The 23,524-nt window shown below is 39.4% G+C and carries 22 protein-coding genes; 13 read left to right on the plus strand and 9 right to left on the minus strand.

The window, feature by feature from the left end; all coding sequences use genetic code 11:
* Nucleotides 1-24: 24 nt before the first annotated feature.
* Both EHQ62_RS08200 and EHQ62_RS08205 read right to left on the minus strand, forming a co-directional pair.
* The gene (locus tag EHQ62_RS08200) at nt 25-1,392 is read right to left on the minus strand and encodes a peptide MFS transporter (RefSeq protein ID WP_135641768.1); all 1,368 of its coding nucleotides are present in this window, start codon (nt 1,390-1,392) and stop codon (nt 25-27) included.
* A complete protein-coding gene (locus tag EHQ62_RS08205) occupies nt 1,365-1,937 on the minus strand; it encodes a cob(I)yrinic acid a,c-diamide adenosyltransferase (RefSeq protein ID WP_135641769.1) in 573 nt (190 codons plus the stop codon). The genes EHQ62_RS08200 and EHQ62_RS08205 overlap by 28 nt, the downstream gene beginning before the upstream one ends.
* Before the next feature lie 205 nt (nt 1,938-2,142).
* Here EHQ62_RS08205 and EHQ62_RS08210 point away from each other — a divergent pair, with 205 nt between their 5' ends.
* Both EHQ62_RS08210 and EHQ62_RS08215 read left to right on the plus strand, forming a co-directional pair.
* Nucleotides 2,143-2,991 carry a flagellin N-terminal helical domain-containing protein gene (locus EHQ62_RS08210; RefSeq protein ID WP_039929039.1) on the plus strand — a complete coding sequence of 283 codons (849 nt, stop codon included), beginning with the start codon at nt 2,143-2,145 and terminating at the stop codon, nt 2,989-2,991.
* Nucleotides 2,992-3,088: 97 nt separating this feature from the next.
* On the plus strand, nt 3,089-3,820 hold the full coding sequence (locus EHQ62_RS08215) for an OmpA family protein (RefSeq protein WP_135641770.1): 732 nt from the start codon (nt 3,089-3,091) through the stop codon (nt 3,818-3,820).
* Between the two features lie 119 nt (nt 3,821-3,939).
* Here EHQ62_RS08215 and EHQ62_RS08220 read toward each other — a convergent pair whose 3' ends face one another.
* Entirely contained in the window at nt 3,940-4,260 is a 321-nt protein-coding gene (locus EHQ62_RS08220) for a YbaB/EbfC family nucleoid-associated protein (protein ID WP_100728017.1), read from the minus strand.
* 79 nt (nt 4,261-4,339) lie between these two features.
* Between EHQ62_RS08220 and EHQ62_RS08225 the strand changes: the two genes are divergently transcribed.
* Nucleotides 4,340-5,695, plus strand: coding sequence for a cyclic nucleotide-binding domain-containing protein (locus EHQ62_RS08225; RefSeq protein ID WP_135641771.1), 1,356 nt, complete (start codon nt 4,340-4,342; stop codon nt 5,693-5,695).
* A gap of 59 nt (nt 5,696-5,754) precedes the next feature.
* Here the strand turns inward: EHQ62_RS08225 and EHQ62_RS08230 are convergent, their stop codons facing one another.
* On the minus strand, nt 5,755-6,528 hold the full coding sequence (locus tag EHQ62_RS08230; protein ID WP_135641772.1) for a ParA family protein: 774 nt from the start codon (nt 6,526-6,528) through the stop codon (nt 5,755-5,757).
* A 95-nt stretch (nt 6,529-6,623) separates the two neighbouring features.
* Between EHQ62_RS08230 and EHQ62_RS08235 the strand changes: the two genes are divergently transcribed.
* The 3 genes from EHQ62_RS08235 to EHQ62_RS08245 are packed head-to-tail and all read left to right on the plus strand — an operon-like array spanning nt 6,624 to nt 10,389.
* Nucleotides 6,624-7,004 (plus strand): YopX family protein, encoded by a 381-nt coding sequence (locus tag EHQ62_RS08235; protein WP_135641773.1) that lies wholly within the window; start codon nt 6,624-6,626, stop codon nt 7,002-7,004.
* Nucleotides 7,001-8,482: a tetratricopeptide repeat protein gene (locus EHQ62_RS08240; protein ID WP_135641774.1), complete on the plus strand. Its 1,482-nt coding sequence runs from the start codon at nt 7,001-7,003 to the stop codon at nt 8,480-8,482. Before EHQ62_RS08235 ends, EHQ62_RS08240 begins: the two co-directional genes overlap by 4 nt.
* 32 nt (nt 8,483-8,514) lie before the next feature.
* Nucleotides 8,515-10,389, plus strand: a complete 1,875-nt coding sequence (locus EHQ62_RS08245) for an AMP-dependent synthetase/ligase (protein ID WP_135641775.1) — start codon at nt 8,515-8,517, stop codon at nt 10,387-10,389.
* Here EHQ62_RS08245 and pepN read toward each other — a convergent pair.
* On the minus strand, nt 10,386-12,962 hold the full coding sequence (pepN, locus tag EHQ62_RS08250) for an aminopeptidase N (protein WP_135641776.1): 2,577 nt from the start codon (nt 12,960-12,962) through the stop codon (nt 10,386-10,388). The two genes, EHQ62_RS08245 and pepN, sit on opposite strands and share 4 nt — an antisense overlap.
* A gap of 41 nt (nt 12,963-13,003) precedes the next feature.
* Complete coding sequence (locus tag EHQ62_RS08255) at nt 13,004-13,273, minus strand: RNA recognition motif domain-containing protein (protein ID WP_100728010.1); 270 nt, start codon at nt 13,271-13,273, stop codon at nt 13,004-13,006.
* Between the two features lie 143 nt (nt 13,274-13,416).
* Here EHQ62_RS08255 and EHQ62_RS08260 point away from each other — a divergent pair, with 143 nt between their 5' ends.
* The gene (locus EHQ62_RS08260) at nt 13,417-15,087 is read left to right on the plus strand and encodes an EAL domain-containing response regulator (protein ID WP_135641777.1); all 1,671 of its coding nucleotides are present in this window, start codon (nt 13,417-13,419) and stop codon (nt 15,085-15,087) included.
* Between the two features lie 65 nt (nt 15,088-15,152).
* Nucleotides 15,153-16,259 carry a hypothetical protein gene (locus EHQ62_RS08265; protein ID WP_135641778.1) on the plus strand — a complete coding sequence of 369 codons (1,107 nt, stop codon included), beginning with the start codon at nt 15,153-15,155 and terminating at the stop codon, nt 16,257-16,259.
* A gap of 57 nt (nt 16,260-16,316) precedes the next feature.
* On the opposite strand, the gene EHQ62_RS08270 is transcribed toward EHQ62_RS08265, so the two are convergent.
* On the minus strand, nt 16,317-16,571 hold the full coding sequence (locus tag EHQ62_RS08270; protein ID WP_135641779.1) for a hypothetical protein: 255 nt from the start codon (nt 16,569-16,571) through the stop codon (nt 16,317-16,319).
* A gap of 131 nt (nt 16,572-16,702) precedes the next feature.
* Between EHQ62_RS08270 and EHQ62_RS08275 the strand changes: the two genes are divergently transcribed.
* On the plus strand, nt 16,703-18,154 hold the full coding sequence (locus EHQ62_RS08275) for an APC family permease (RefSeq protein ID WP_135641788.1): 1,452 nt from the start codon (nt 16,703-16,705) through the stop codon (nt 18,152-18,154).
* A gap of 27 nt (nt 18,155-18,181) precedes the next feature.
* On the opposite strand, the gene EHQ62_RS08280 is transcribed toward EHQ62_RS08275, so the two are convergent.
* Nucleotides 18,182-18,754: a methyltransferase gene (locus EHQ62_RS08280; RefSeq protein WP_244241693.1), complete on the minus strand. Its 573-nt coding sequence runs from the start codon at nt 18,752-18,754 to the stop codon at nt 18,182-18,184.
* Nucleotides 18,755-18,834: 80 nt separating this feature from the next.
* Here EHQ62_RS08280 and EHQ62_RS08285 point away from each other — a divergent pair, with 80 nt between their 5' ends.
* Together EHQ62_RS08285 and EHQ62_RS08290 are read left to right on the plus strand one after the other, a co-directional pair.
* Nucleotides 18,835-19,056, plus strand: a complete 222-nt coding sequence (locus tag EHQ62_RS08285) for a hypothetical protein (protein WP_135641781.1) — start codon at nt 18,835-18,837, stop codon at nt 19,054-19,056.
* Between the two features lie 32 nt (nt 19,057-19,088).
* Nucleotides 19,089-20,204, plus strand: coding sequence for an NAD(P)/FAD-dependent oxidoreductase (locus EHQ62_RS08290; RefSeq protein WP_135641790.1), 1,116 nt, complete (start codon nt 19,089-19,091; stop codon nt 20,202-20,204).
* Here the strand turns inward: EHQ62_RS08290 and EHQ62_RS08295 are convergent.
* Entirely contained in the window at nt 20,193-20,684 is a 492-nt protein-coding gene (locus tag EHQ62_RS08295) for a DUF1499 domain-containing protein (RefSeq protein ID WP_244241694.1), read from the minus strand. The genes EHQ62_RS08290 and EHQ62_RS08295 overlap by 12 nt on opposite strands.
* 15 nt (nt 20,685-20,699) lie before the next feature.
* Between EHQ62_RS08295 and EHQ62_RS08300 the strand changes: the two genes are divergently transcribed.
* A complete protein-coding gene (locus EHQ62_RS08300) occupies nt 20,700-21,584 on the plus strand; it encodes an alpha/beta hydrolase (RefSeq protein WP_135641782.1) in 885 nt (294 codons plus the stop codon).
* Between the two features lie 1,138 nt (nt 21,585-22,722).
* The gene (locus tag EHQ62_RS08305; protein WP_244241695.1) at nt 22,723-23,289 is read left to right on the plus strand and encodes a transposase; all 567 of its coding nucleotides are present in this window, start codon (nt 22,723-22,725) and stop codon (nt 23,287-23,289) included.
* The last annotated feature ends 235 nt before the right edge of the window (nt 23,290-23,524 follow it).

Here is a 23,524-nt window from a genome sequence, read left to right on the forward strand (position 1 = left end):
GATTCCAATCAAAAAGAAAACCAATCAGGTTGCATCCAATAACAGGCGCTCGATGGTCTTACGTTTCCAAAGGTAAATTCCATACAATACTAAGGCGGCAAACCAAGAAACCAAAACAAAGAATCCATAAAAATGCACCATACTTCCCCATTCCTTTTGGTAACCAGAAAGAATTCCTGCTGCATAATGCCCAAAGGCAGTTGATAAAAACCAAATTCCCATGAGTAAGGATGCAAACCTAACAGGTGCCATCTTACTCACAAAAGAAAGACCAACTGGGGATAAACACAATTCACTCACTGTGTTCCAAAAATAAACAGACACCAAAAAGAGAAGGGAGACGGACACTCCTGTTTCGGCTTCCCTTGCGGCAAACACCATAACCAAAAAACCAATCCCAAGTAAAACCAAACTGATCACAAATTTCAATATCGGGTTTGGATTTTTTTTTGATTGGGCTAGGTGCATCCAAAGGCCTGAAACCATAGGTCCAAACACAAGGATCATCAATGGATTTAATGACTGCAAAAGAGAAGCTGGCACTTCCCATCCAAAAAACGATCGGTCCGTATGGCGAAGGGCAAATAAATTTAAAGATGTACCCATTTGTTCAAAGGCCATCCAAAAAAATATGCTAAAAAATGACAAAAGGCCAATCAAACTGACCTTTGCAAATACCTCTTGGTGAACCTGCGCATTTCCGAATGTTGGCGGAGATTGATTCGAACCTTTGGAAGGAAGGGATACCGAAACCTCACTGGTTTGTTTTTGTTTGTCTTTTGTTTCTTTTTTCCATACAAAACTAGGAAGTGAATGGCTTCCGAAATAAAACACGAGGATACCAATCGCCATCCCTACACCCGCTGATAAAAATCCCAAATGCCAGTCGACTTTTTCTCCTAAACTCCCGGCAATGATAGGACCAAGTAACCCACCTAAGTTGATGCCCATATAAAAAATAGTAAAACCGCTATCCCGTAAGTTTGGTTTCTCCAAATACAACCGGCCAAAGATGGTAGAAATTGTGGGTTTAAAAAATCCATTCCCTACTGCTATGAGAAAAAGCCCCAAGTAAAAAAATTCTAGTTTGGAAATTGCAAGGGAAAGATGGCCAAATAACATCAAAATGCTTCCCAAATAAATTGCAAACCGGTAACTTAAAAAACGATCTGTGATGTATCCCCCGATAACAGGAGTTAGGTACACAAAACTTGTATAGTATCCATAAATGATCCCGGCATCCTTGTCAGTAAGACCAAGAGAACCAACCAAATACAAAACGAGTATGGCGCGCATTCCATAAAAGCTAAGCCTCTCCCACATCTCTGTGAGAAACAAAGTTGAAATGCCCTTAGGATGGTCTTTTAATTGGATTTGGTGCGGCTCTGCCAAATGGTTTCCTCTTGCCCGATTGAAAAATTCACAAAACGTGCAGCAGTGAATAAATAGTCAGACAACCGATTCAGGTAAATGCGTAGGTCTTTGTGGATCTCTCCTCCATTTTCAACATACACCAAAAGGTCTCGTTCGAGCCTGCGGCAAACCGTACGCGCCATATGTAAGGCACTTGCCATTTCTGATCCGCCAGGCAAAATGAAAAACTTGATTTCAGGAAGGAATTCCATCAATCGATCGATTTCATTTTCAATGGACAGAACATCTTCGGCGTTCACAACCGTCCCGTCTTTGGCATCTTTCGGTACATAACCTGCCAGTTCCGAACCAATTTCAAAAAGGAAACTTTGGATGCCTTGCAAATATTGTAAAAACGGTTTTTCAATTGTAAGGTCTTTTCCAAGCGAAAGAGCAAGTCCAATCGTGCTATTCAATTCGTCGCAAGTACCATACAGATCCACCCTCCTATCGGTTTTTGCCACTTTTTTCCCCGATGCTAAATAGGTTTGTCCGCCGTCGCCAAATTTGGTGTAGATTTTCAAAATCTTACGTCCTCTCGCCTTAAATTTCCTTTACAGTCCTTAGTTTTTTGGTGTAGAATCATCTGGAAAGGAAAAATTCACGGGAGAACCAAGGGCAGGCAACCCCTTCTCTCCTCGAAGGAATGGATTTCTGGAAACATGAGTTTTTTTCTTTCTCCGCCTGTAGGGAAACAAGCGGGTCATGGACACACAGGAGGGTGTGACAATGATTATCAATCACAACATCAGTGCACTCGTTGCAAAACGGGCACTTACAAACACCAGTCGTGACATGGACAAGTCCATGGAACACCTAGCAACGGGTATGCGGATCAATCGACCAGGGGATGATTCCTTGGGATTCTCCGTATCCGAAAAACTTAGATCCCAAATCAGAGCCTTAGGGCAAGCAGAACGAAATACTCAGGATGGTATGTCGTTTCTGCAGGTGACAGAAGGATCTTTGGACCAAGTAAACTCCATATTACAGAGGTTACGTGAACTTTCCGTCCAATCAGCAAACGGGATCTATTCAAATGAGGACAGAAAACTTGTCCAATTAGAAGTATCCCAACTTGTTGAAGAAGTGGAAAGGATCGGAACATCTGCTGAGTTTAACAAAGTCAAACCACTGGATGGTCGCTTTTCACGAGCTTCCAAAAATCCAATGACCTTACAAGTTGGTACAAACGGATCAGAAAAAATTGAAGTCTACATCAATACGATGACTAGTTCTTCTTTGAAACTGAAACAAGCGGGAAACAAATTAACACTTTCCACTCCGAACAAGGCTACCGACTCACTTCAGGTTTTGGATGATGCCATCTCAAAGGTCAACCGGCTTAGGTCTGACTTAGGTGCCTATTACAACCGATTGGATTTAACCTTAAAATCACTTAGCAACAACTATGTGAACATGGTTTCTTCTGAATCACAAGTAAGGGATGCTGATATGGCAACGGAAATGGTGGAATATTCAAAAAACCAAATCCTAACCAAATCGGGTGTGGCCATGCTTGCCCAAGCAAATCTCAGACCAGAATCCGTAGTAAAACTCCTCACGGACAGATACTAGGGATTTTTAAGAGATGGAAATCCTCCTTGCAAACAAGGAGGATTTCTTTAAACTTTGTCCGAAACCTTCATTTCAAATGTTAGCGAGGACAATCACTTTGAAACAAATCATCTCAGGACTTTTATCCCTATCGTTACTCTCCACAATTTCTTGTGGCCTTTCCGACAACACAAAACGACTCATTCTCAGTACATCCATTGGATGTGGGGTTGGTCTTGCGCTTGGGGCTGTTTACGACGAGTCACAAAGAAAAAAAGATACAAAAGACAAAAAGAATAATTTCCAAAGACAAATCAAAGAATCTTTGGCACTGGAAAAAAAGAAGCCACAAAACAAAGGTAAAATTATCGGATTGGGGGCAGGATGCCTTGCAGGGCTTGGAACCGGTTTTTATCTCAATACCATGTATGATAACATGGCGGAAGAAATGAAAAAACAAGGGATCAAATTGGAAAAAGTAGAACGTGGTGGCGACACTGTTGCACTCACAGCTTCTATGGACGGTGGGATTGCCTTCGAAGATGGAAAGGCGGACCTCAAAGGAAAAGGAAAAGAAAACATTGATAAGTTGGCAGAAGCTCTTGCAGCATACCCTGAAACAAAAATCAATATTTCTGGACACGCCAATAGAACTGGCGCAGAAGACCTAAACATCCGTCTTTCCCAAGACAGAGCTGTGACAGCAAAAGATGCCATCATCGAAAATGGAGTCGAAGGAAAACGAATTGGAACGGTACAAGGACTTGGTTCTTCTACCCCACTGAAAAACGTAGATCCAAAAGATGGATCAAACAGACGTGTGGAAGTGGAAATCATTCCAGCAAGTTAATCAGTTCCCAAATTCTGTTTCGGGAGCTCTCCCAAAAAAAAAGCCTACAATTACTTGTAGGCTTTTTTTTACCTGTCAGTTCAAAGGCAAATTGCTTTGGTACTTTGATTCGATTGGCGTTACATACCGAGGCCCGGGAATCCACCCATGGCTTGCATTTGTTTTGCAGCACCTGCTTGTGCATCCTGTAGGGCTTTTGTGTAAGCTTCTTGGATCGAACGTTCGAGTAGGTTTTTATCCTTTTTTTCTAGGAGTTCATCTTCAATTTGGATTGATTTCATTTGGAATTTTCCATCCAAAGTAACGGAGAGAAGTTTATTTTTTGAAATTCCTACAAAATTTAAGCCAGCAAGTTCCTTTTCCATGGTTTTCACTTGCGAGCGCATCTTTTTCATCTGTTTGAGCATATCAAACTTATTTCCACCAGCTCCACCGAACATAATCACCTCTTCTACATTTCAGGATTTTTTTTCTAAGAAAGAACGCAAATATAAAACTTGCTTTGTCGATACTAAGTACATGCTCCATCCCAATTCAGCCTTCAAACGAATCTGGGACCTTTTTGTTTTTGCCTGTATCACTTATTTTGCAATTGAAGTGCCATTACGTTTGGTCTTCCAACACAAATTATCTGCGGGTGTAACGGCCTGGGAGAGGTTCATCCAAATTGTATTTGGAATTGATTTGGTGCTAAATTTTTTCACAGCCATTATCAAAGACAGACTGCTCATCCAAAATCGAAAAATAGTGGCCAAAACCTATTTGAAATCCTGGTTCCTGATCGATTTTTTATCTGCATTTCCTTTTGATTTGTTTGGAAACTTTTTTTTCCAATACTTTGGGGTAACCGATAGTTTAAAGATATTACGACTACTTCGTTCTGTTCGGGTATTTGAGTTATTTAAATCACTTCGTATGTTGGCATTAGGTGCAGATTCCGAAGATCGATTCAAACTTGTCGAAGTGATCAATCCTATGACCTTTAGGTTGATATTTTTTGTGTATTGGACCACTCTTTTTGCCCATTGGGTTGCTTGTGGTTGGATCCACTTAAGCCCTGAATTTTTAATTGATAAAGATATGACAACACGTTATATCCGTTCCTTGTATTGGTCCGTCACAACACTTACCACCATTGGTTATGGAGACATCACACCTACCACAAACAAACAAACGATTTACACAATGGGAGTGATGATTTTGGGTGTAGGGATTTATGGATATGTCATTGGTAATATTGCCACACTGCTATCGAACCTAGATATTTCACGGGTAACTTTCCAAGAAAAATTAAATACCATCAATTCCTTCATCAAGTATAAAAAACTTCCACCCCATCTTGCCAATCGCATTCGCTCTTATTACATCAATTTATGGGAAAACAAACATGGGATTGATGAATCGGAAATTTGGGACCAACTCCCTTCCGGAATTAAAATCGATGTTTCGATGTTTTTACACAACCATCTCATCTCAGTTGTTCCCTTTTTCAAACATGCACCTGAAGAATTAAAACGGGAAGTGGTCTTAGAGTTAAAACCTGCTTTTTATATGAAAGGTGATGTGATTTTTCGAGAAGGTGATGTTCCACATAATATGTACTTTTTATCGAAAGGACATGTGGAAGTGATCAAAGAGAAAACAGGTGAACTGCTCGCCACACTGAACTCAGGCTCTTTTTTTGGGGAGATGAGTTTGATTGATGATTCCTTACGGACTGCCACGATCAGAGCAGGATCGTATTGTGATGTCTACACCCTTAGCCGTGATGCCTTCCAAAATATCTTAAAACACCACCCCAGTTTTGCCAAACACATCCAAGAGATTGCAAGAGAACGAAAAGTCCACCAATCCGGATTCAAATCTCCCAATTGAAGGAATCCAAAGAAGACCCAATCGGTTTGTGTGCATACCGGCGGAAACGTATTTCCTGTTTACAATCTTAGGTTGGCAATGGAATGTTCCGGGTCAACAATGGCGATCGTTTCATCGGCAAGCCTGTCAAAGGCATACCAAGCATTCGTATCTTTTTTTAAGGATTCTTGTTTTTCCGTTTTCACTTTGATGGATTCGGATTTTGGAATTTCACCAAGTGTCGGAATTTCTTCAATTGCCTTTAACCTTTCGAGTAACTCACGGTGTTTTTTAGAAGTGCCAAACCAAGAAGGGACAAAGGCAATTTTTTTCTTTTGGCTAAAAACAGTTTCTGTTTGTGAGATCTCATCCAAAAGGAGGTTCACGGCACGAATGGTCCATTTGCTCGGAGTGACAGGAACAAGGATGAGCTCCGAATTGTAAATGGCAGTTGTCAATTCGTGTTTTGCAGAGCCTGGTGTGTCAATCACCACAAATTGGTAGTCCTTTCGGATTTCTTCTAAGGCTCGTTTGAACTGAAGGCATAAACTAGTGGAATCAGGATTGTACTTTGTGAGTTTTGCAAGGCTTAAGGTGGATGGCAAAACATCAAATTGTTTTGTTTTCCGAATGCAATCTGTGATATTCTTCATTCCCAAAAGAACACTCATCACATTTGCTTCTTCCAAAACATTTAGATCGATATCAGGTAAGGAAAAATCGGTAAGGTCACCCTGCATGTCCATATCCACAACAAGTGTTTTCCCTCGTCTCGCCAATGCACAGGCCAAATGGGCGGCAGTTGTCGACTTTCCACTCCCACCTTTTATGTTTGAAACCGAAATCACCTTCATGGGGCAAAGAATTTCCCCAATTCCATGATTGACCACTGATTTTTTTTTGAATTTTCCTTGGAAAGGACTCTGACCAACTTAAATTGGTTCCAGTTATGGCATTCACAATTCGTTTCCGAGTTTGGGACAAACAAGAAAAAGAATTTTCGCAAAAAGGTTTTAGTTTAACCTTAGAAGGCAAACTTTTGAAATTTGGGCAACCTGTTCCGAATGAAGACAATTTCATCGTGAATAGTTTCACTGGTCTAAAAGACAAATACGACAAAGAATTGTACGAAGAAGATATCATCGAACATACCGTTGCCAAAGGGGGAAACCTTACGCAACATACAGGCATTATACGATACAACAATGAACATGGAGCATTTTACCTAGAAAATGGACCTCCTCTTTTACAATTGTTTTCCATTCGAAAAGTAGGAAATCCTTATGAAAACCCTATCCTTTATGATTTGTATTTGAAAAGTAAGTCTTGATTTTTTTTCGCTTCATTTGTATTCTTATTTTCCTTACTTCAATTCCTCTAGCTGCAGGTTCTATCCTAGAGGAATATTGGGAAGCCATTCAAAAATCAAAAGACAAGTATGAATTAGATGATTTTAGTCCCAAACGATTTCGATTTGGTTTTGATTCGAATGCACCCACCACGATTTATAAGGATTCACTCAACCATGAAGTTTTTTGGTTTTGCCAAAAGTATTTGGCAAAGTACCATACAAATTTTCCCTACCCTCGATTAAAAGAGGACATCCGCTCCCACCTAACTGATTTATATGGAGATTTATCTCAAAATTTTTTAAGTGGCAAAACAAGTTTCACTTGTTTTTCAGGATGGAAAAATGGAAGTGCCTTACTCAAAATCCATTTTTTCCTTAACGATAACGAATTTTTTCCCTTCCGATATGACCATTACAACCAAAATGGTATCCTTTATCTTACGGAAGAGGATGAAACCAAAAACGGGAAAAAAGATAGTTTTACCTATTATGCAAATTCTGGTTGCCCAAAAGAAATCACAAAAGACAAAAATGATTTTGGTGGGATCGATGAATGGTGGTACTTTCAAAATTGTAAACTCACAAGAATTGAATACGATGCCAATGAAAATGGATTTAAAGAAAGAGTTTGTTATTACGAAAACAACAAAGAAACATACTGTGAAGGTTTAGGAGAAAAGGAAGAAAGAGAAGCCATCCAATTAGAAGCAAAGGAAAATTGGAAAGAAGCACTCAAATTTTACCGAAAGTCACTCGTTGAATACAAAAAAGAAGTTCCGAATGGAACTTTAAGGACTTGCTCTCTACTCAAAAAAATTGCAAACATTGAATACAATGAAAGGGAATTTTCCTCATTTACCAAAACCTTAGATGAATTTTTTTCTTATCGGGTCTGTGAATCAGATTCCTTGGATGTACTATTATACAAATCGTATTATTACTTATACGTACTAAATGATTACCAATCAGCAAATGAGAGTTATAAAAAAACAGCTGAAATTTACCGCAAGGTTCATGGTGAAATTAGCCCGGAAATTTCTTTAAATCTGGCTTATGCCTACCTTATGGTAAAAGAACCTAAAGCTTGTTTAGCGAGTATGGAAAAACTGAACGCAAGAAGGTTAATGCCCTACCCAAGATTCTTTTTGTTTTATTACCGAGGTTCTTGTGAATTAAGTTTGGGAAATTTTGAGGAATCCTATTCCAATCTCAAAAGAGCTCAAATCTTAGGAGGTGAAAAGGTATTTTTGCCCATCGTGTATTATAAACTGGCACGTGCTTCTTATGCAACCAAACGAGACAACGAAGGGAAACTTTGGGCAGACCAAGCCTTATTCATCGATGTTGAGCTCTTCTCCAAAATGGAATCCGATCCCATTTTTTCGGGTTTTTTGGAAACACAATCAGGGAAAACCTATAAACGAAAATATTACTTGAATAAAGTACAAAAACCATGAGAGTTTAGCTCCTACGGAGACAGATTCGATTCATGAAAAATTTTACGACACTGAATGATGTATTTTATTATGCCAAAAGAACCTACGGTTCCAAGGAGATGTTCTTTGCAAAAGATTCGAACAAAAATTTCAAAGGACGCACATTTTCTGACATCTTTCAAGAAGCTGAAAACTTAGCCTTATCCCTTCTGCAAATGGGACTGCAACCTGGAGACCGAATTGGTCTTATGGCAGACAACCGAACCGAATGGGCGATTGCCGATATTGCCACTCTATTAAACGGTGCTGTAAACGTTCCTAGAGGTTCCGATTCCACTGCCCAAGAGATTGAATACATCCTCTCTCATTCAGAGAGTAAGTATTGTTTTGTGGAACATGAAAAATTATATGATAGTTTGAAACCTATTTTTGCAAATACAAAGGTTGAAAAAGTCATCATTTTAGATCCTAACTTTGTATCCAAAGATCCAATGGTTGTGAACCTATCCACTCTTGTCAAAGAAGGAGAATCCCTCAGGAAAAACTTACCTTCCCTTGAACTTCGGTCCAAACAAGTAAAACCAGATGATTTATTTACCATCATTTACACATCAGGTACCACTGGTATGCCAAAGGGAGTGATGTTAACCCACCAAAATATGGTGTACAATGTAGTAAAAGTCCCTCCAAGGGTTGGACTTAAATCTTCTGACAGAACACTTTCGATCCTTCCTGTTTGGCATATCTTTGAACGTGCCATTGACTATGCAATCATCGCAGAAGGTGCATCCATTGCCTATACCAATATCCGAGACCTACGTGATGACTTTCAAAAAATCAAACCAAGTTTTATGGCATCGGCTCCAAGGCTTTGGGAAAACCTATACCTTGGCATCAAACAAAAGTTAGAGAAAGCTCCCGAAAACAAAAAGAAACTTTTTGATTTTGCTTATGACATTTGTAAAAAATTTAAGGACGGCCAAGATTATTTGGCAGGGAACAAACTTCTCACGAAAGAGGAGTCTCCTTTTGAAAGGATGAAAAATACAACGGTTAGCATCGGGTATGTTTTAAATTTATTTTTATTGGCGAAGGTACTAGATGGACTCGTGTTTTCCAAAATCAGAGATGTGTTAGGTGGTCATTTAACTGGGACCATTTCAGGTGGAGGTGCTTTACCAGCACACGTGGATGAATTTTTTAATGTCATTGGGATTCCTGTTTATGAAGGCTATGGTATGACTGAGTGTGCTCCCATCATTTCTGTTCGATCTGTCGGTCATGTGGTACAAGGTTCTGTTGGAAAATGGCCAGAGGGAACCGTCGTAAAAATAGTCAACGATCAGGGAGAATCCGTACCAAAAGGAAAAATGGGTGTGATCCATATCAAAGGACCTCAAGTCATGAAGGGGTATTATAAAAACGAAGATGCTACAAAAAAAGCAGTCGTAGATGGTTGGATGAATACTGGGGATCTTGGGTTTATTTCCTTTAACGATACACTTTCTGTGCGCGGACGTGTGAAAGATACCATTGTACTCCTTGGTGGGGAAAATGTGGAACCAGTCCCGATTGAAAACTTACTTCTAGAAAATGCGATGATCAACCAAGTGATTGTGGTAGGACAGGACCAAAAATCCTTAACCGCTCTCGTTTGGCCAGACAAAGACAGAATGAAAGAAGCGGGATTGCAGTGGAAAGATGGTGAAGACTTAAACCAAAACAAAGATGTTAGGCAGTATTACCAAAACATCATCAAAAAACAAATTTCTTCGGAAAATGGATTCAAATCCTTTGAAAAACTTTCAGACTTTCGGTTTTTACCGAAAGCTATGGAGGTTGGCGACGAACTCACCAACCTATTTAAGATGAAACGAAATGTCATCCACGACAAATACAAAGATTTAATCAAATCAATGTACAATTAAAGTGATTGGATGATTTTCCCCACAACTTCTCCCAAATCCTTTGAAATTTGGGGGAGGTTTTGGATCCCCTCTAACTCACGTTTCGCGATTTTTGGCAAATCTCCCTTTTGTTTTGAAGTTTGTGCAAAAAGTTTCGCAAGTCCCGCCGCAATTTGAGGGTTGATTCCATTCAATTGTTTGATCCTTTCTGCAATCAGTTTGTATCCAGCACCCGTTTCCTCATGAAACGACAAAGGATTTCTGGCAAAACTAAAGTACAACGACCGCACTTTGTTCGGGTTCTTTTGAGTGAACTTAACATGCGATTCTAAACTTTCAACTACAGAAGATTTCCTTTCCCCCGAACTCACTTGGGCTGCAAACCAAACATCTAAAACCAAAGCATCCGTTTTCCACCTATCATAAAACAGAGAAATTACATTTTCCTTCTCTTTTGAATTTACCTCGATTAAATATCGCAAAGGTGAAATTTCTTCACTCATATGTTTGGCTTCTCTTTGTTGGGAAACCGCAAGTTGTTCAAAACCACGGTTCGGATCGTGTAACAAATAGTATAGGGCAATATTTTTTAACCTACGTTTCCCGATCTCTTCTTTTGTCTGCATAGGGATGGTTTTTCGGTTTTCTTCATACAAAAACTGGAATTCTTTTGTAAAGGATTTGGAAATGGTTCCCAATGCTTCATTTCGCAATTGGTTTAACCTTACATAATCAAACACCTGCAAATGTTCACTAATTTGGCTAAGCGAGGGAAAACCTAAATAAAAACTGAAATAGGTTTTATCGAGGTTTTTCTTAAAACTTGAACTGAATATCTCTAAGATATCAGACAAACTCTCGTTTGCGTTTTCACTGAGAGCTCTTGCAAACCAGGAAAAAATTAGGTTTTGGAAGGCGAAAAACCGAGACACACCATCTGGTTCCTTTTCTGCTAAAATTCGGATTTCCTCTTTTGTGAGATTGGATTGGATTTGTACGGGGCTCGAAAGGGATCGAAACCAGGAAAGGATTGGTTTATTCCCTTCCTTCGTTTGCAAAACACGAACCTGATCCACATGCCCATATTGGATTCGTTTTCCTACATCCAAAACATTTCCTTTTTGGTCAAAGGCCGCATAGGAATTCACAAACACAAGTGGTTGGCCTTCCCCTTTTGGATCCGAAATGGTAAACACCCATTCCTTTGTTTTTGGATCAAACTCTTCGGTGACCTTGATTTCAGGTGTTCCACTGCGGTGGTACCAACCTCGTATGTGTGGAATTGGACTTCCGTATGCCTCTTCCATAGCAGAAACAAATTCCTCAAAGGTAACACCTTGCCCATCGTATCTTGTTAAATACAAATTTAGGCCTTTCTTAAATACATCGCGGCCTACAATCTCGGAAAGCAAACGGATCACCTCTGCCCCTTTTTCATATACGGTGACTGTATAAAAATTATTCATCTCCGTATAGGATTTTGGCAGGATGGGATGCGCCATGGGCCCTTGGTCTTCTGGAAATTGGTATTCCTTTAAAAAGAGTATGTCTTTGATTCGTTTGACATGCGGGTCTGTCATATCCTCTGTAAACCATTGGTCACGGAATACGGTTAAACCTTCTTTTAAGGTTAAGTTAAACCAGTTTCGTAGTGTCACTCGGTTTCCAGTATAATTATGAAAGTATTCATGACCGATCACTGCCATGATGGATTCAAATGTTTCATCAGTGGCAGATTTTTTATCTGCTAACACAAGTTTTGCGTTAAATAAATTTAATCCTTTATTTTCCATTGCGCCCATATTAAAATCTTCTACGGCCACAATCATAAAGAGGTCTAAGTCATATTCCAATCCGAAGGTATCTTCATCCCACTTCATGGCTTTTTTTAAAGAGTCAAAAGCAAAACCAACTTTTCCTTCATTCCCCTTTTCCACAAAAATCTTAAGGGTAACCCTTCGTCCCGATTTCGTTACAAATCCATCGGTTGTTTCCACAAGTTCCCCTGCCACAAGGGCAAAAAGGTAACTAGGTTTTGGGAACGGATCTTCCCAAACCACTTCCTTTTTCCCTTCCACAGGAACTCCTTCACTGACTAAATTTCCATTGGATAACATCACTGGAAAGTAAGTGGGATCCCCTGAAATGGTGACAGTAAACCGCATCATATTGTCTGGACGATCTATGGAATATACAATCTTACGAAAGCCTTCTGGTTCGTTTTGGGTGCAGAGCATGGAACCAGATTGGTACAATCCTTCCAAAGAAGTATTTTGGTTCGGACAAATTCTGTTTTCAACCGTGAGTTGGAAGGATTCCCCTGGCGGTTGGAAGATCTCCAATCCCAAATCTGTGACCCGGTATTCATTTGGGTGAGCGACCGCTCCATTCAACCTGAGGGATAAAAATTCTAAATTTTCACCATGTAAAAACAAAGGACCAGGCACATTGCCGTTTAATTGTACATCATAATCTGCTCTGACAACTGTGAGGTGGGGGTCTAAATCGAAACGTAAATGCACCTTTGGAGTGACCCAAAGGTTTGGTGAGTAATCTTCTATTGAATGAACAGGAGATGGAGAGGATGAAGTCATCCTCCTTCTTTATTGGGTGTGATTCTTTCGAAAAGTGAATTTTAGTTCTGTTTCTCTTTTCTTTTGTCCTCTGCAAATGTTACTTTTAGGTTCCTACCGTCGACAGGTTGGCCGTTCATCTGTGCAACAGCCTCTTCTGCCTCACTCGGATTTGCATACGTGATAAAAGCAAAACCTCTAAAATTACCCGTTTCACGGTCGTGGATCATTTTCAAATCTTGGATCACTCCATACACTGAAAAAATTTGACGGATATTCTCTTCCTTTAGGGAAAATTTCAAATTCCCTACGTAAATTTTATTTGAAACCATTCCTGTCCTCTTAAAAAGAAATGCATGCTCCAAAGTCATTGGAACGGCTTGATTAGAACGAAGTGAGAGAAATTGTCAACAGTAAATAATTCTTGCATATTCTGTAACTTCCGATTCATTTGAGAGGCTTTTCAGGTAGCCCTTTGAACGAAAAACCATACATCCTTTGCATTGATGATGAATTCTTTATCCTTTGGAACTTAAAGGAGCAGTTAAAAAAAGTATTTGGTTCTAGTTTCACGATCGAAACAGCAGAAAGTGCTGAATCCGCAAAAGAAATCATGAAAGAAATTGATGCAGCGGGATCAGACCTGGCGGTAGTGATCTGTGACCATGTGATGCCTGGCCAAAAAGGGGATGAGTTTCTCATTGAAATGCAAAAAACCCACCCTCGTACAAAAAAGATCATGTTAACGGGACAGGCGCCGGCCCAGGCCATAGGGAATGCACTGAACCATGGATGCCTTTACCGGTACCTTTCCAAACCCTGGGATGCACATGATTTGGAACTCACCATCAAACAGGCCATCGATGCCTACTTCCAAGAAAAGTCCTTGGAAGAAAAAAACAAAGAATTAGCGGATTCCCTATACTTCCACCGAGACACGAAATACCCTAATTTTGAATCCCTTGTCAAAGTATTAAAACAACACAATCTTTCCAATACAACCCAATCGATTTTACTGATCAAAATCGTAAACTTCCCAACTATCATCAAAACCTTTGGAATCGAAGTTTATAGGAAGATCCTTGGTAAATTTTTACAACTCCTCACGGTACATTTGCAAAACGAACACAAAGTTTTCCATTTGTACTCTGATGAAATTGCCATCCTTGCCAATCTCTCCGAACAAACCTTAGTTGATATTTTGCGAAGTTTTCGTATGATGTTAAAGTCAGATGAGTTTTTTTTGGATGGGGTTGGTTTTCATTTGGATTGCCGTTATGCCTCAGCCAATGGCCAAGAAGATTGTTATTACAAAGCGAAATTAGCCCTCTTCCAAGCAGAACTACAAAACTCTACGGATTTTGTTTCTTATTCAGAAGATTTATCCACAGACCACCATTTACAAAATTTCCAACTCAGCCAAAAGATCCATACCGCCATTACTAACAAACAAATTGTTCCCTTTTTCCAAGGCATCTTAAACAACCAAACCAAAGAAATTTCAAAGTTTGAATGTTTGGCAAGGATCAAAGATAGAGATACCATTTTAACACCCGATGTGTTTTTGAAATTGGCAAAGGTGACAGGAAGCATACGGATGATTGGTTTGCAAATGATTGATGAAAGTATGCAATATTTTTCCAATTTTCCTTATGACTTTTCGATCAATCTAACAGAATCAGAACTGGAATACAAAAGTTTTAGCAAATGGGTGGAGTCCAGACTTTCCCAATATAAAATTGATCCAAAACGTGTTACCTTTGAAATCCTGGAAGACATTAGTTTTTCAGAACACAAACATAGTTTATCAACCATTAAAGACTTAAAATCCATTGGTTGCCAAATAGCCATTGACGATTTTGGTGTTCAGTATTCTAATCTGGCTCGTTTGCTTGAATTCAATCCTGATTACCTTAAAATAGATGGAAAATTCATCAAAAACTTACCCGAAAACAAAACCGCGTATTTACTTGTCCAAGGGATCGTGGAATTGGCCCGCGGGATAGGTGCCCAAGTTGTAGCAGAATTTGTGGATCGTCCCGCCATACAAGACTTAGTGGAATCATTGGGGATTGAATATTCGCAAGGATTTTTGTTTATGAAACCGCAGGCAACCATCCCTGACGCAACTCATTTGAAGTTATAACAAAAAAGGAATGCACACCTATGGATGCATTAAAACTCGATTTGGCTTTACAATAGAGGGGTAAAATGGAAAAAGAATTACGATGGTCTGATCATAAATCAACAAATTTTAAGACAGTTAGGTGGTTTCTCATTGTCTTTGAAATCATTACGCTCGGTATCCTTGCATTTTCCTTTTCTATGACTTTTTCGCAGTACAACGAGGAAGACATGATGACCTTAGTCATTGTGTCCAGTTTTATGGTGGTATTTTTTGCCTTACCTCATATCATCCTTGCGATCACCTCGAACCCCAAGGAAACTGTTTTCAATTTTGAAACCAAAACCATCCATTGGCTCCACAAAAAAAAGGAAGTCAAAACATTACCCTTCCATAGTTTAAAACGAATTACTTATTCCGATTATTCTTATACGGTCAAAACAAAAAATGGATCGAGAACTGTCACTGTCTACACCGTGATGGGTCATTCCGATTCAGAAAATTTTCAACTCATCGAAAGTACTAATTTTTCAAAATTACGTTTTGATGGAGAATTGATTTGCAAACACTTAGCTCTACCATTACAAACGGCAAACGGAGTCCTCATTGAACCTAAAGATCTAGATTTACCCATTCATAAACGGAAAATTCCCACCAGCGTATTAGAATCCAATATTTCATTTTCACCTAACTCTGGATTATCGATCGAAAAAACGAACGAAGGCATAAGCCTAAGGTCACAGTACAAATCCAAAGTCATCCTTTTTGTTTCGGTGTTTCTAAGTATCGCCTTCACATTATTCATTCATTTTGCTTTTGGAGATTTATTTGAAGTGTCGATCGCGTATTGGGAAACACTTCCTCCAACACTTGCAGAGATTCTCTTTTTGATTGGTTCCCTTTCCGTCGGTTTTATCCCATTTTTGTATAGTTTTTACCAACAAAATCGAAATAAGGAAATCAAAGTTACGAAAACTGCCCTCGTATGGAATGGGGAAACGTACCCATACGAAAACTGGGAAGATCTAATCCAAATGGAAAATCGGCTTTGTTTGGTGAATGATTCCAAAATGGAATCGTTTTCTTTGTTCTTTTTTTGTGAACTCTCTGATGTGACCAATATAAAACATTGGCTTCAAAAAACTATTTTTGAACAATCCGGAGGAGATTTGGACTTAGCAAGGTTTGGATGAGGGAGTCGAAATACCATGGTAAACGATTACCATGGTTTGGAGTCACTGCCGAAATGGTTATTGGCCAGGGAGTGACATGGGATCCTTTTTCTTTTTGTCTTTTGACATGATTCCTTTCAGTTTCTCTTGCGTTTCAGGGTCTTGGAGTTTTTCCTTACCCATTTTGATTGCCTTTTGGCCTTCTTCCGAACTTGCCTTTTCGATTAACTTGTTCATAAGACCTGGTTCTTCTGAGTTGCGTTCCGTAGATTCTGAACTCGCACAGGCGACCAGAAATAGAAGTGTGATTCCTAATAAAATACTTTTTTTCATCAATTTTTACCGTAGGCTCTGTACACTAAACATTTAGATTCTTTCGTCAATGGAAAAACAAAATCGTTTGAAGAAAACCACCACACTCTTGATATAGGTGGAAGTTATGTTGGATGAAAACAGGTATTGAAATGGATCAAAAAGCCCTAGACCATGATGCAGAACAACTAAAGAGCCTTGGCCTCAAATCTGAATTTGATCGGAGTATGAGTTTTTGGGAAAATTTTTCTTTGGGATTTACTTACCTATCACCAGTCGTTGGTGTGTATTCCGTATTCGCATTGGCCATCCAAGCAGGTGGTCCTCCTATGATTTGGAATTATTTTTTAGTGGGCCTTGGGCAATTTTTAGTTTGTTTGGTGTTTGGAGAAGTGGTTTCCCAATACCCTATCTCAGGTGGAATTTACCCCTGGTCCTTACGGCTTGTGGGAGAACGATTTGCATGGATGTCAGCATGGGTTTACGCCTGGGCACTTTTCACTTCTGTTGCTGCAGTTGCGGTTGGCGGGGCTCCCTTTTTAAATAACCTCTTAGGAATCGAACTCGGCAACACTGGTTTTATTTGGATTGCCATTGGAATGATTCTTATATCCACCTTACTCAACTTAAGTGGAACAAAGTTACTTGCACAAGTTGCTTTTTTTGGATTTGCTTGTGAACTTGTAGGTGCTATCTTAGTTGGTGGTTATCTTTTGTTATTTGCCAAAGTCAATTCCATCCATATTTTATGGGATACCTTTTCCTTTGGAGATGGAATGAGTTATTTCCCAGCTTTCCTCGCATCCTCTGTGGCAGCTATGTTTTGTTATTATGGATTTGAAGCCTGTGGTGATGTGGCCGAGGAAACACCAAATGCAAGTTCTGAGATTCCAAAATCCATGCGAATGACAATTTACATTGGAGGTGGAGCTGCCATCTTTATCTGTTTGGCATTACTATTATCCTTACCAAATGTGGAAAAAGCCATTTCCGGAGAAGATGCTGACCCTGTCACAACCACATTGACATCAGCATTGGGAGTTACAGGATACCGATTGGTGATCGTCATTGTGATGATTTCATTTTTGTCATGTTTACTCAGTTTACAAGCTGCCGCAAGCCGACTGCTTTTTTCCTTCGCGAGGGATGGAATGATCTTCGGAAGCCAATACCTAAATCATCTTTCCAAAAAGGGAAAGGTTCCCACAAAGGCTTTACTTGTTACAGGGATCATTCCCATTGTCATCACAAGTATTGGCCACTGGTTGCAAGATACAGTGACAACGATCATTAGTTTTGCTTCTTGTGGGATCTATGTGGCGTTCCAGATGGTTGTTTTTGGAGCTTTGTACGCTCGCTTAAAAGGATGGAAACCGAGTGGCTCCTTCACTCTAGGAAAATTCGGTTTTTTTATCAATGTATTGGCTTTCATTTATGGAATCGGAGCCGTATCCAATATGGTTTGGCCACGTTCACCTGAAGAACCTTGGTTTATCAATTATGGAATGATTTTTACTTCCCTCGTTGTGGTTTCGACTGGATTTTTTTATCTTTTCCTCGCAAAACCCCATTTACGAAAAAAGGTTGCAAAGACCATCCACTAACATACAATATTTGGGAAAAAGAATTGTTTACTCTTTTTCCCAAACCATCCATTCACCAAGTTCCAAATTTACTTTTGTTTGGACTTTATAACCTGGTAAAACGGAACCACCAAACCCATGATATGTGATGAGTTTTGTTCCTTTAGGACAGAAAAAAAGATGTTCCTTTAATCGTTGTAGGTTATGAAGGAAAAGTTTTGCAGATTTTATTTTTGCATCCCCAATCGTATGTGATCCTTTTATGGTTTCATAAAGAGGGTTAAATACATAATAATGGGAATGTCCATATGGAAATGATTCTAGGAAATTAGAGGAAACAAAAGAAACATTGCCAACATTCATCTTGATTTTGAGTGATTCTGCAATTTGAACCAATTCGTTTCGGTCTTCCATTCCACAAATCGGAAATCGGTTTTTTGCATATTGCGAAAGGATCAGACAAAACTTTCCAACACCAGATCCCAAGTCCAAAAGAGAACTCACCTTCTCTCCTTTTAAAAATTCCCAAGTATGGGCAATGACTAGGTTAGGAGTCCATTGGTAAGGGGATAGAATTTGCAGTGCTTCAGGGAGAAGAGAATCGAATTGAAAATCTGTCATAGGTTTCCCTACGCCACCTTTCCCGCCTTTAGCTAAAAATTGGTTTTTCATTTTTCTAAGTTGTGTTACGAATAGGAGCCATGGACCAAAAAATACAGTACTTAAACCAAATGATCGAAATCATTGATACGAAAGTCTCTATCTTTAAAAAAAATAAGTCCAAACTCCCCCAAGCAGCTTACCTTGCTGAAAAACAAGTCCTCACGAGAACCATCCAAGATACCATCCAATTGGCCGAGGAGATCAAACCCCCTCCCTTTTCTCTCATCAATGATCTGAAAACATTGATCAAACAACTGTAGTATCCAATCCAGAATCTGTCTAATCCTTTGTGATGGGCGAATTGCTTCCTTCCAAAACAGAAACCATTGTTGTAGGTGCAGGTCTCACAGCGGCTTCCATTGCCATGATGAAACCAAATGTGGCTCTCTACGACAAAGCACGCGAACCTGGTGGTAGGGTTTCTACCAAAACGAGTCGTGTGTCTGGGGAACGATTTGACATTGGTGCCACAATGTTTCGTGACCAATTGGAAGTGGATTGGATGGGAAAAATTTCAAAGTACAATGTCTTTGAAATTTGGAACACAAATGGAATCAAAATAGAAACAAAACCAATCTATGATACAGAACATTTTTATCCCATATTGGGAATGGAATCTGTCGTAAAAGCCATGTTAAATGGAAACCAAACGAACCAAAGTATGACGTTAAAATCAATATCCCGATTGGGAGATGGTATTTGGAACCTCAGTTTCCATTCTCATTTGGAAAGCCAAACCAAAGTCATTACTGCAGATCACGTGATCCTGACCTTACCCATTCCTCAGATAATAGAAATTTTTAATCGTTCGGAAAATCATCCGTATTTGGATCGATGGACAAAGTTTTTGGAACCTTACAATGATTACCGAAAAACATTGGTTAGTTTTTTCTCATGGGAAAACTGGAGTCCAGACCTTCATGCCCAAGGCTTAAGCGAAACCAGTTTGATTCCAATCTCAACCATTTTGAACCGGGGGGAAGATTGGGAATACCAGAGTTGGGAATCCATCAAATACCCAAATCATAAAACCAACGGGAAGGGTTCTAGTTTGCTTGTTCAGTTTTCTTCCCTTTTTTCGGAAACTCATTTTGATTCTTGGATGGAAAGCGATAAAAAACCAAATGCATTTTACAAAGAATTGTTAACCGAAGGATTAAAGGAAAAATGGTTAGCACCTCCACCAGATGAAATTTGGAACCATCGCTGGAAATTTGCACAGGCTCAAATGCCTTTACTTGGTCGGGAAGGAACACTGAAACTCGATTCAGATGAATTTTTTGAGTGGAAGCAGTTATGCAAAGAAACAGGGATTACAGTGTTAGGTGACTGGTTTTTCGGATCCAAATTGGAACGGATTGTGGGAGGGGTTTATTTTTTAACCCATAATGGATTGTTAGGATCCTGATTCACTTAAAATTTCACGAAATTTGTTTACCCTTCGTCGATTCGCAAACACGTCCCAAAGCCCAAGGGTGGACTGAGAACGCACTTGCATCTCGTTCGTACCTTCTGGAAAGTACACCTCAACTCTGTCAGGAAACCGAAACACCTTGGTAAAAAAGATAATCCGAATGTATTCTCCTTCTTTTTCCTCACTGATATAAATATTCTCTGATTCATGAAAGTACTTTGATATCGTTTGGAAAGCTACTTCCCTTGAAGTCGAATAGGAAATTGGATTCACTTTATGAATAAAATTGTATTTCATGCTTTGCGAAGAGACACAGTTAGGTGAAGGTGGGCAACCACGAAGTTCCCCTTCATCCACTCCAGAAAAGGGGCTGAGAACACTCATACAACAGATAAAAAAAACACCTAAAGCTGCTTCCATAGTCCCAGAAACCAAATGCTCTGATTTTTTACTTGCAGTTTTTTTCTTACCCAATAAATTCCTTAGCCTATGAAACGTTCCATCAAAATCATTTCCATTGTTTTGCTTTTTAGTATCATCCTAGTATTCGCAGTGGCTTATTACTTTTCCGGACTTGTCATGTACCCAAAAGTTCGTTGTAATCCTGACCACCATGTCTTTTGCACAGGTCCAAATGAATTGGGATTAGAGTTTCAGGAAGTGGAAATCACCACAGAAGACAAATTGAACCTCGTTAGTTACTGGATCCCCGCCAAACAAAGAAAAGGTACCATTCTTATGGTGCACGGACATGGGGGGCAAAGGAATGAAGGCCTACGTTTTTCCAAAAGTTTACACGAAGCAGGTTTCAATTTACTTTTGTTAAGCCTTCGCAGAAACCATGAAGGGTATGCGACAATGGGAGGACTGGAACAAAAAGATGTAGATGCAGCCCTTGTATTTTTGAAAGAGAAAGGGGAAACGAACATTGGGATTTTTGGATTTTCTATGGGTTCTGCTACAAGCATCATTGCCATGGCAAACCATCCTGAAATCAAAGCCGGTCTATTTAGCAGTGGTTATGGGAGTGCCATGGACGTACTGATCGAATCGGCAAAACGTGATTTTGGAATTCCTTACTACCCTCTCTTACCAGTTGTGAAATGGGTTTTGGACTACCGAACAGGGATTGATATGGATGAGGTTCGGCCCATTGATTCCATCTCTAAAATAAAGCCTAGGCCCATTGCCATTTTCCATTGCAAAAAAGATGATTATGTGGATTACCACCACGCAGAAGATCTATATGCAAATGCAGGGGAACCCAAATCTTTATGGGCGCCTGAGTGTGATCGCCATGAAAGGATTTGGAATTTTTCTCCCAAGGAAGCCGAGTCGAGAACGGTAGGGTTTTTCAAAGCAAATTTGAAGTAAGAATCTTTTTCGAAATGGTAAGGCAAGTAACAACAATGGATGAAATTTTCAATTTCTAGCATCATGCGAAACCTAAATGTTGTTTCTTGTATCCACGAAAATAGCCGCCCTTTGCTTTTTCGATTTCTATGGAAAATTACCTCTTTCTATTTCCATGAAGATCTTTGATTACCAAACCAACCGAAAGCATAGAATTTGGTAACCCAAATTCCATTTTCACGCTCGGAATCAGATACGTTTAAGGATTAACGAAAAAAACATAGAAGCATTAGGATCAATGGCGGAAGTGACCTCAAAAAATCGTGTTTTTTAAAAGGGAATTAACCCATTCCTTTCGATGGAAATCAAGTTAGTAAAACCGCATTTTAAGGAATCTGTTCGAATCACGCGACCTGCTAACCAAGGTTACTGAAATGAAGTTCAATGGCCAAAAAGTGATACCCTTCAAAAATATTTTTTTCACAAAACCGAAAATGATTTTACTAAATTAGAGAATTATAATTTAATTTAAATTTGAAAGAAACCTACCATTTCTTTAGAAATATTTCGTTTAGAAACAAAATGATATAAAATTAGAAAGCCTTTGCATTTCTAAAAAATGATACCAATTCAATCTTTTCCTAATAGAAGGATCGTAACAAAAGCAATTTTATATTGTGGGGGAAAACTTGATGAATCAACTTTTTCTTTATCTTATTGATAGAATTTACTAGCTTCTCATGTACAGGACTCACAAGACTTTTGGACAATGATGACAATCTTACTGATCAATACCTTGCGTTTGGATTGTATCAATATCTCCTGTCTGCACCTGGAATTTGTCCGACAGTAGATTTAACGTTAGAAAAGGGAACAAATTACCCTTTAACGCTATCTACCACGAGTTCGGTAATTTTTAATATTTCATCTACCAATAATTTACCTCCACCCAATCAGAATCGGGAGTACGTTCTTGTCATAACAAAAGATACAACAACGAATCTAGAATTCTCGGCGTTTAGACTTTGCAATATCAGCAATTCAAGTTTAACAATCGAGTCCCCTATTTCATCCACTGCTACAGAGTTACAATATCGTTTGTATACGAATGATGTTAGAACACTCCGTAATGCATTTTACCTGAAATTGATCTCAGGAAATGCATCCATTTCCATTCGGCAGGAATAAACATGAAGGAATCTTTTTTGAGAACCAATTTGCCTTCATATCCAAATCATTCCATTCAATGCAAAATAACTCCGTTGCAGGAGGAATACAAAAGAAAGACAAAACTTTTTTGCCTTTCTTTTGTTCCGCACCAGGCTATGTAGAAGAAACCATCCCAAAGAATTTAACCCTATTCACAGATGAAGGATATGGGTTTCTATGGGACAGACCTAACCATAAGTCAGTGAACCACTCAAAGAAATCAAACGACCCCAGATACAATATGAGCCGTGAACGCTGGGTAAGTAAGGATGGAGTCTCTAGCAATGGTGCAGAAGCAAGGAACAATATTTTGAAGCAGAGTTTCCGAAGTTATGGATATATCTCTCCGAAGTGGAGTCAGCTGGCTCTGAATGAGTTAAGTTTCTTAGGGAACGTAAGATTTGTGCCTGAACTGAAGGAACTACTGACTTTGGGGGGATCTAAAACTGTAGGCTTGGGTGATTTCCACTGCTCGAAGGGGGACTCGCCCTCTCCGCTGCCTATCCTTCCTGGTTAGGCAACGCTTCGAGGCACGGTTTCCCTCGTCGCCTCCCATCCAGGTCGGCTCTTTCGTAACATTGCTTCCTATGGGTCGCAATGTTACGGCTCGGCAAACTGTTCGAGTCGAGACATCTAATGATAATGACTGTTTTGTGGGAAAATCGTTCTGCTCGAAGGGGACGTATCACCAAAGACCCCAATCCCTATAGTAGAAACTCACATTTCTTCTATTCTCCTTTCCTCCCTAAGTT

The sequence above is a fragment of the Leptospira jelokensis genome, from assembly GCF_004769635.1.
In the GTDB taxonomy this organism is placed as follows: Bacteria; Spirochaetota; Leptospiria; order Leptospirales; family Leptospiraceae; genus Leptospira_A; species Leptospira_A jelokensis.

Coding starts and splice junctions, on each gene's coding strand:
- EHQ62_RS08210 (WP_039929039.1), top strand. CDS start 2,143: ATGATTATCAATCACAACATCAGTGCACTCGTTGCAAAACGGGCACTT.
- EHQ62_RS08220 (WP_100728017.1), bottom strand. CDS start 4,260: ATGTTCGGTGGAGCTGGTGGAAATAAGTTTGATATGCTCAAACAGATG.
- EHQ62_RS08225 (WP_135641771.1), top strand. CDS start 4,340: ATGCTCCATCCCAATTCAGCCTTCAAACGAATCTGGGACCTTTTTGTT.
- EHQ62_RS08230 (WP_135641772.1), bottom strand. CDS start 6,528: ATGAAGGTGATTTCGGTTTCAAACATAAAAGGTGGGAGTGGAAAGTCG.
- EHQ62_RS08235 (WP_135641773.1), top strand. CDS start 6,624: ATGGCATTCACAATTCGTTTCCGAGTTTGGGACAAACAAGAAAAAGAA.
- EHQ62_RS08245 (WP_135641775.1), top strand. CDS start 8,515: ATGAAAAATTTTACGACACTGAATGATGTATTTTATTATGCCAAAAGA.
- pepN (WP_135641776.1), bottom strand. CDS start 12,962: ATGACTTCATCCTCTCCATCTCCTGTTCATTCAATAGAAGATTACTCA.
- EHQ62_RS08255 (WP_100728010.1), bottom strand. CDS start 13,273: ATGGTTTCAAATAAAATTTACGTAGGGAATTTGAAATTTTCCCTAAAG.
- EHQ62_RS08265 (WP_135641778.1), top strand. CDS start 15,153: ATGGAAAAAGAATTACGATGGTCTGATCATAAATCAACAAATTTTAAG.
- EHQ62_RS08270 (WP_135641779.1), bottom strand. CDS start 16,571: ATGAAAAAAAGTATTTTATTAGGAATCACACTTCTATTTCTGGTCGCC.
- EHQ62_RS08275 (WP_135641788.1), top strand. CDS start 16,703: ATGGATCAAAAAGCCCTAGACCATGATGCAGAACAACTAAAGAGCCTT.
- EHQ62_RS08280 (WP_244241693.1), bottom strand. CDS start 18,754: ATGACAGATTTTCAATTCGATTCTCTTCTCCCTGAAGCACTGCAAATT.
- EHQ62_RS08285 (WP_135641781.1), top strand. CDS start 18,835: ATGGACCAAAAAATACAGTACTTAAACCAAATGATCGAAATCATTGAT.
- EHQ62_RS08290 (WP_135641790.1), top strand. CDS start 19,089: ATGGGCGAATTGCTTCCTTCCAAAACAGAAACCATTGTTGTAGGTGCA.
- EHQ62_RS08300 (WP_135641782.1), top strand. CDS start 20,700: ATGAAACGTTCCATCAAAATCATTTCCATTGTTTTGCTTTTTAGTATC.
- EHQ62_RS08305 (WP_244241695.1), top strand. CDS start 22,723: ATGCATCCATTTCCATTCGGCAGGAATAAACATGAAGGAATCTTTTTT.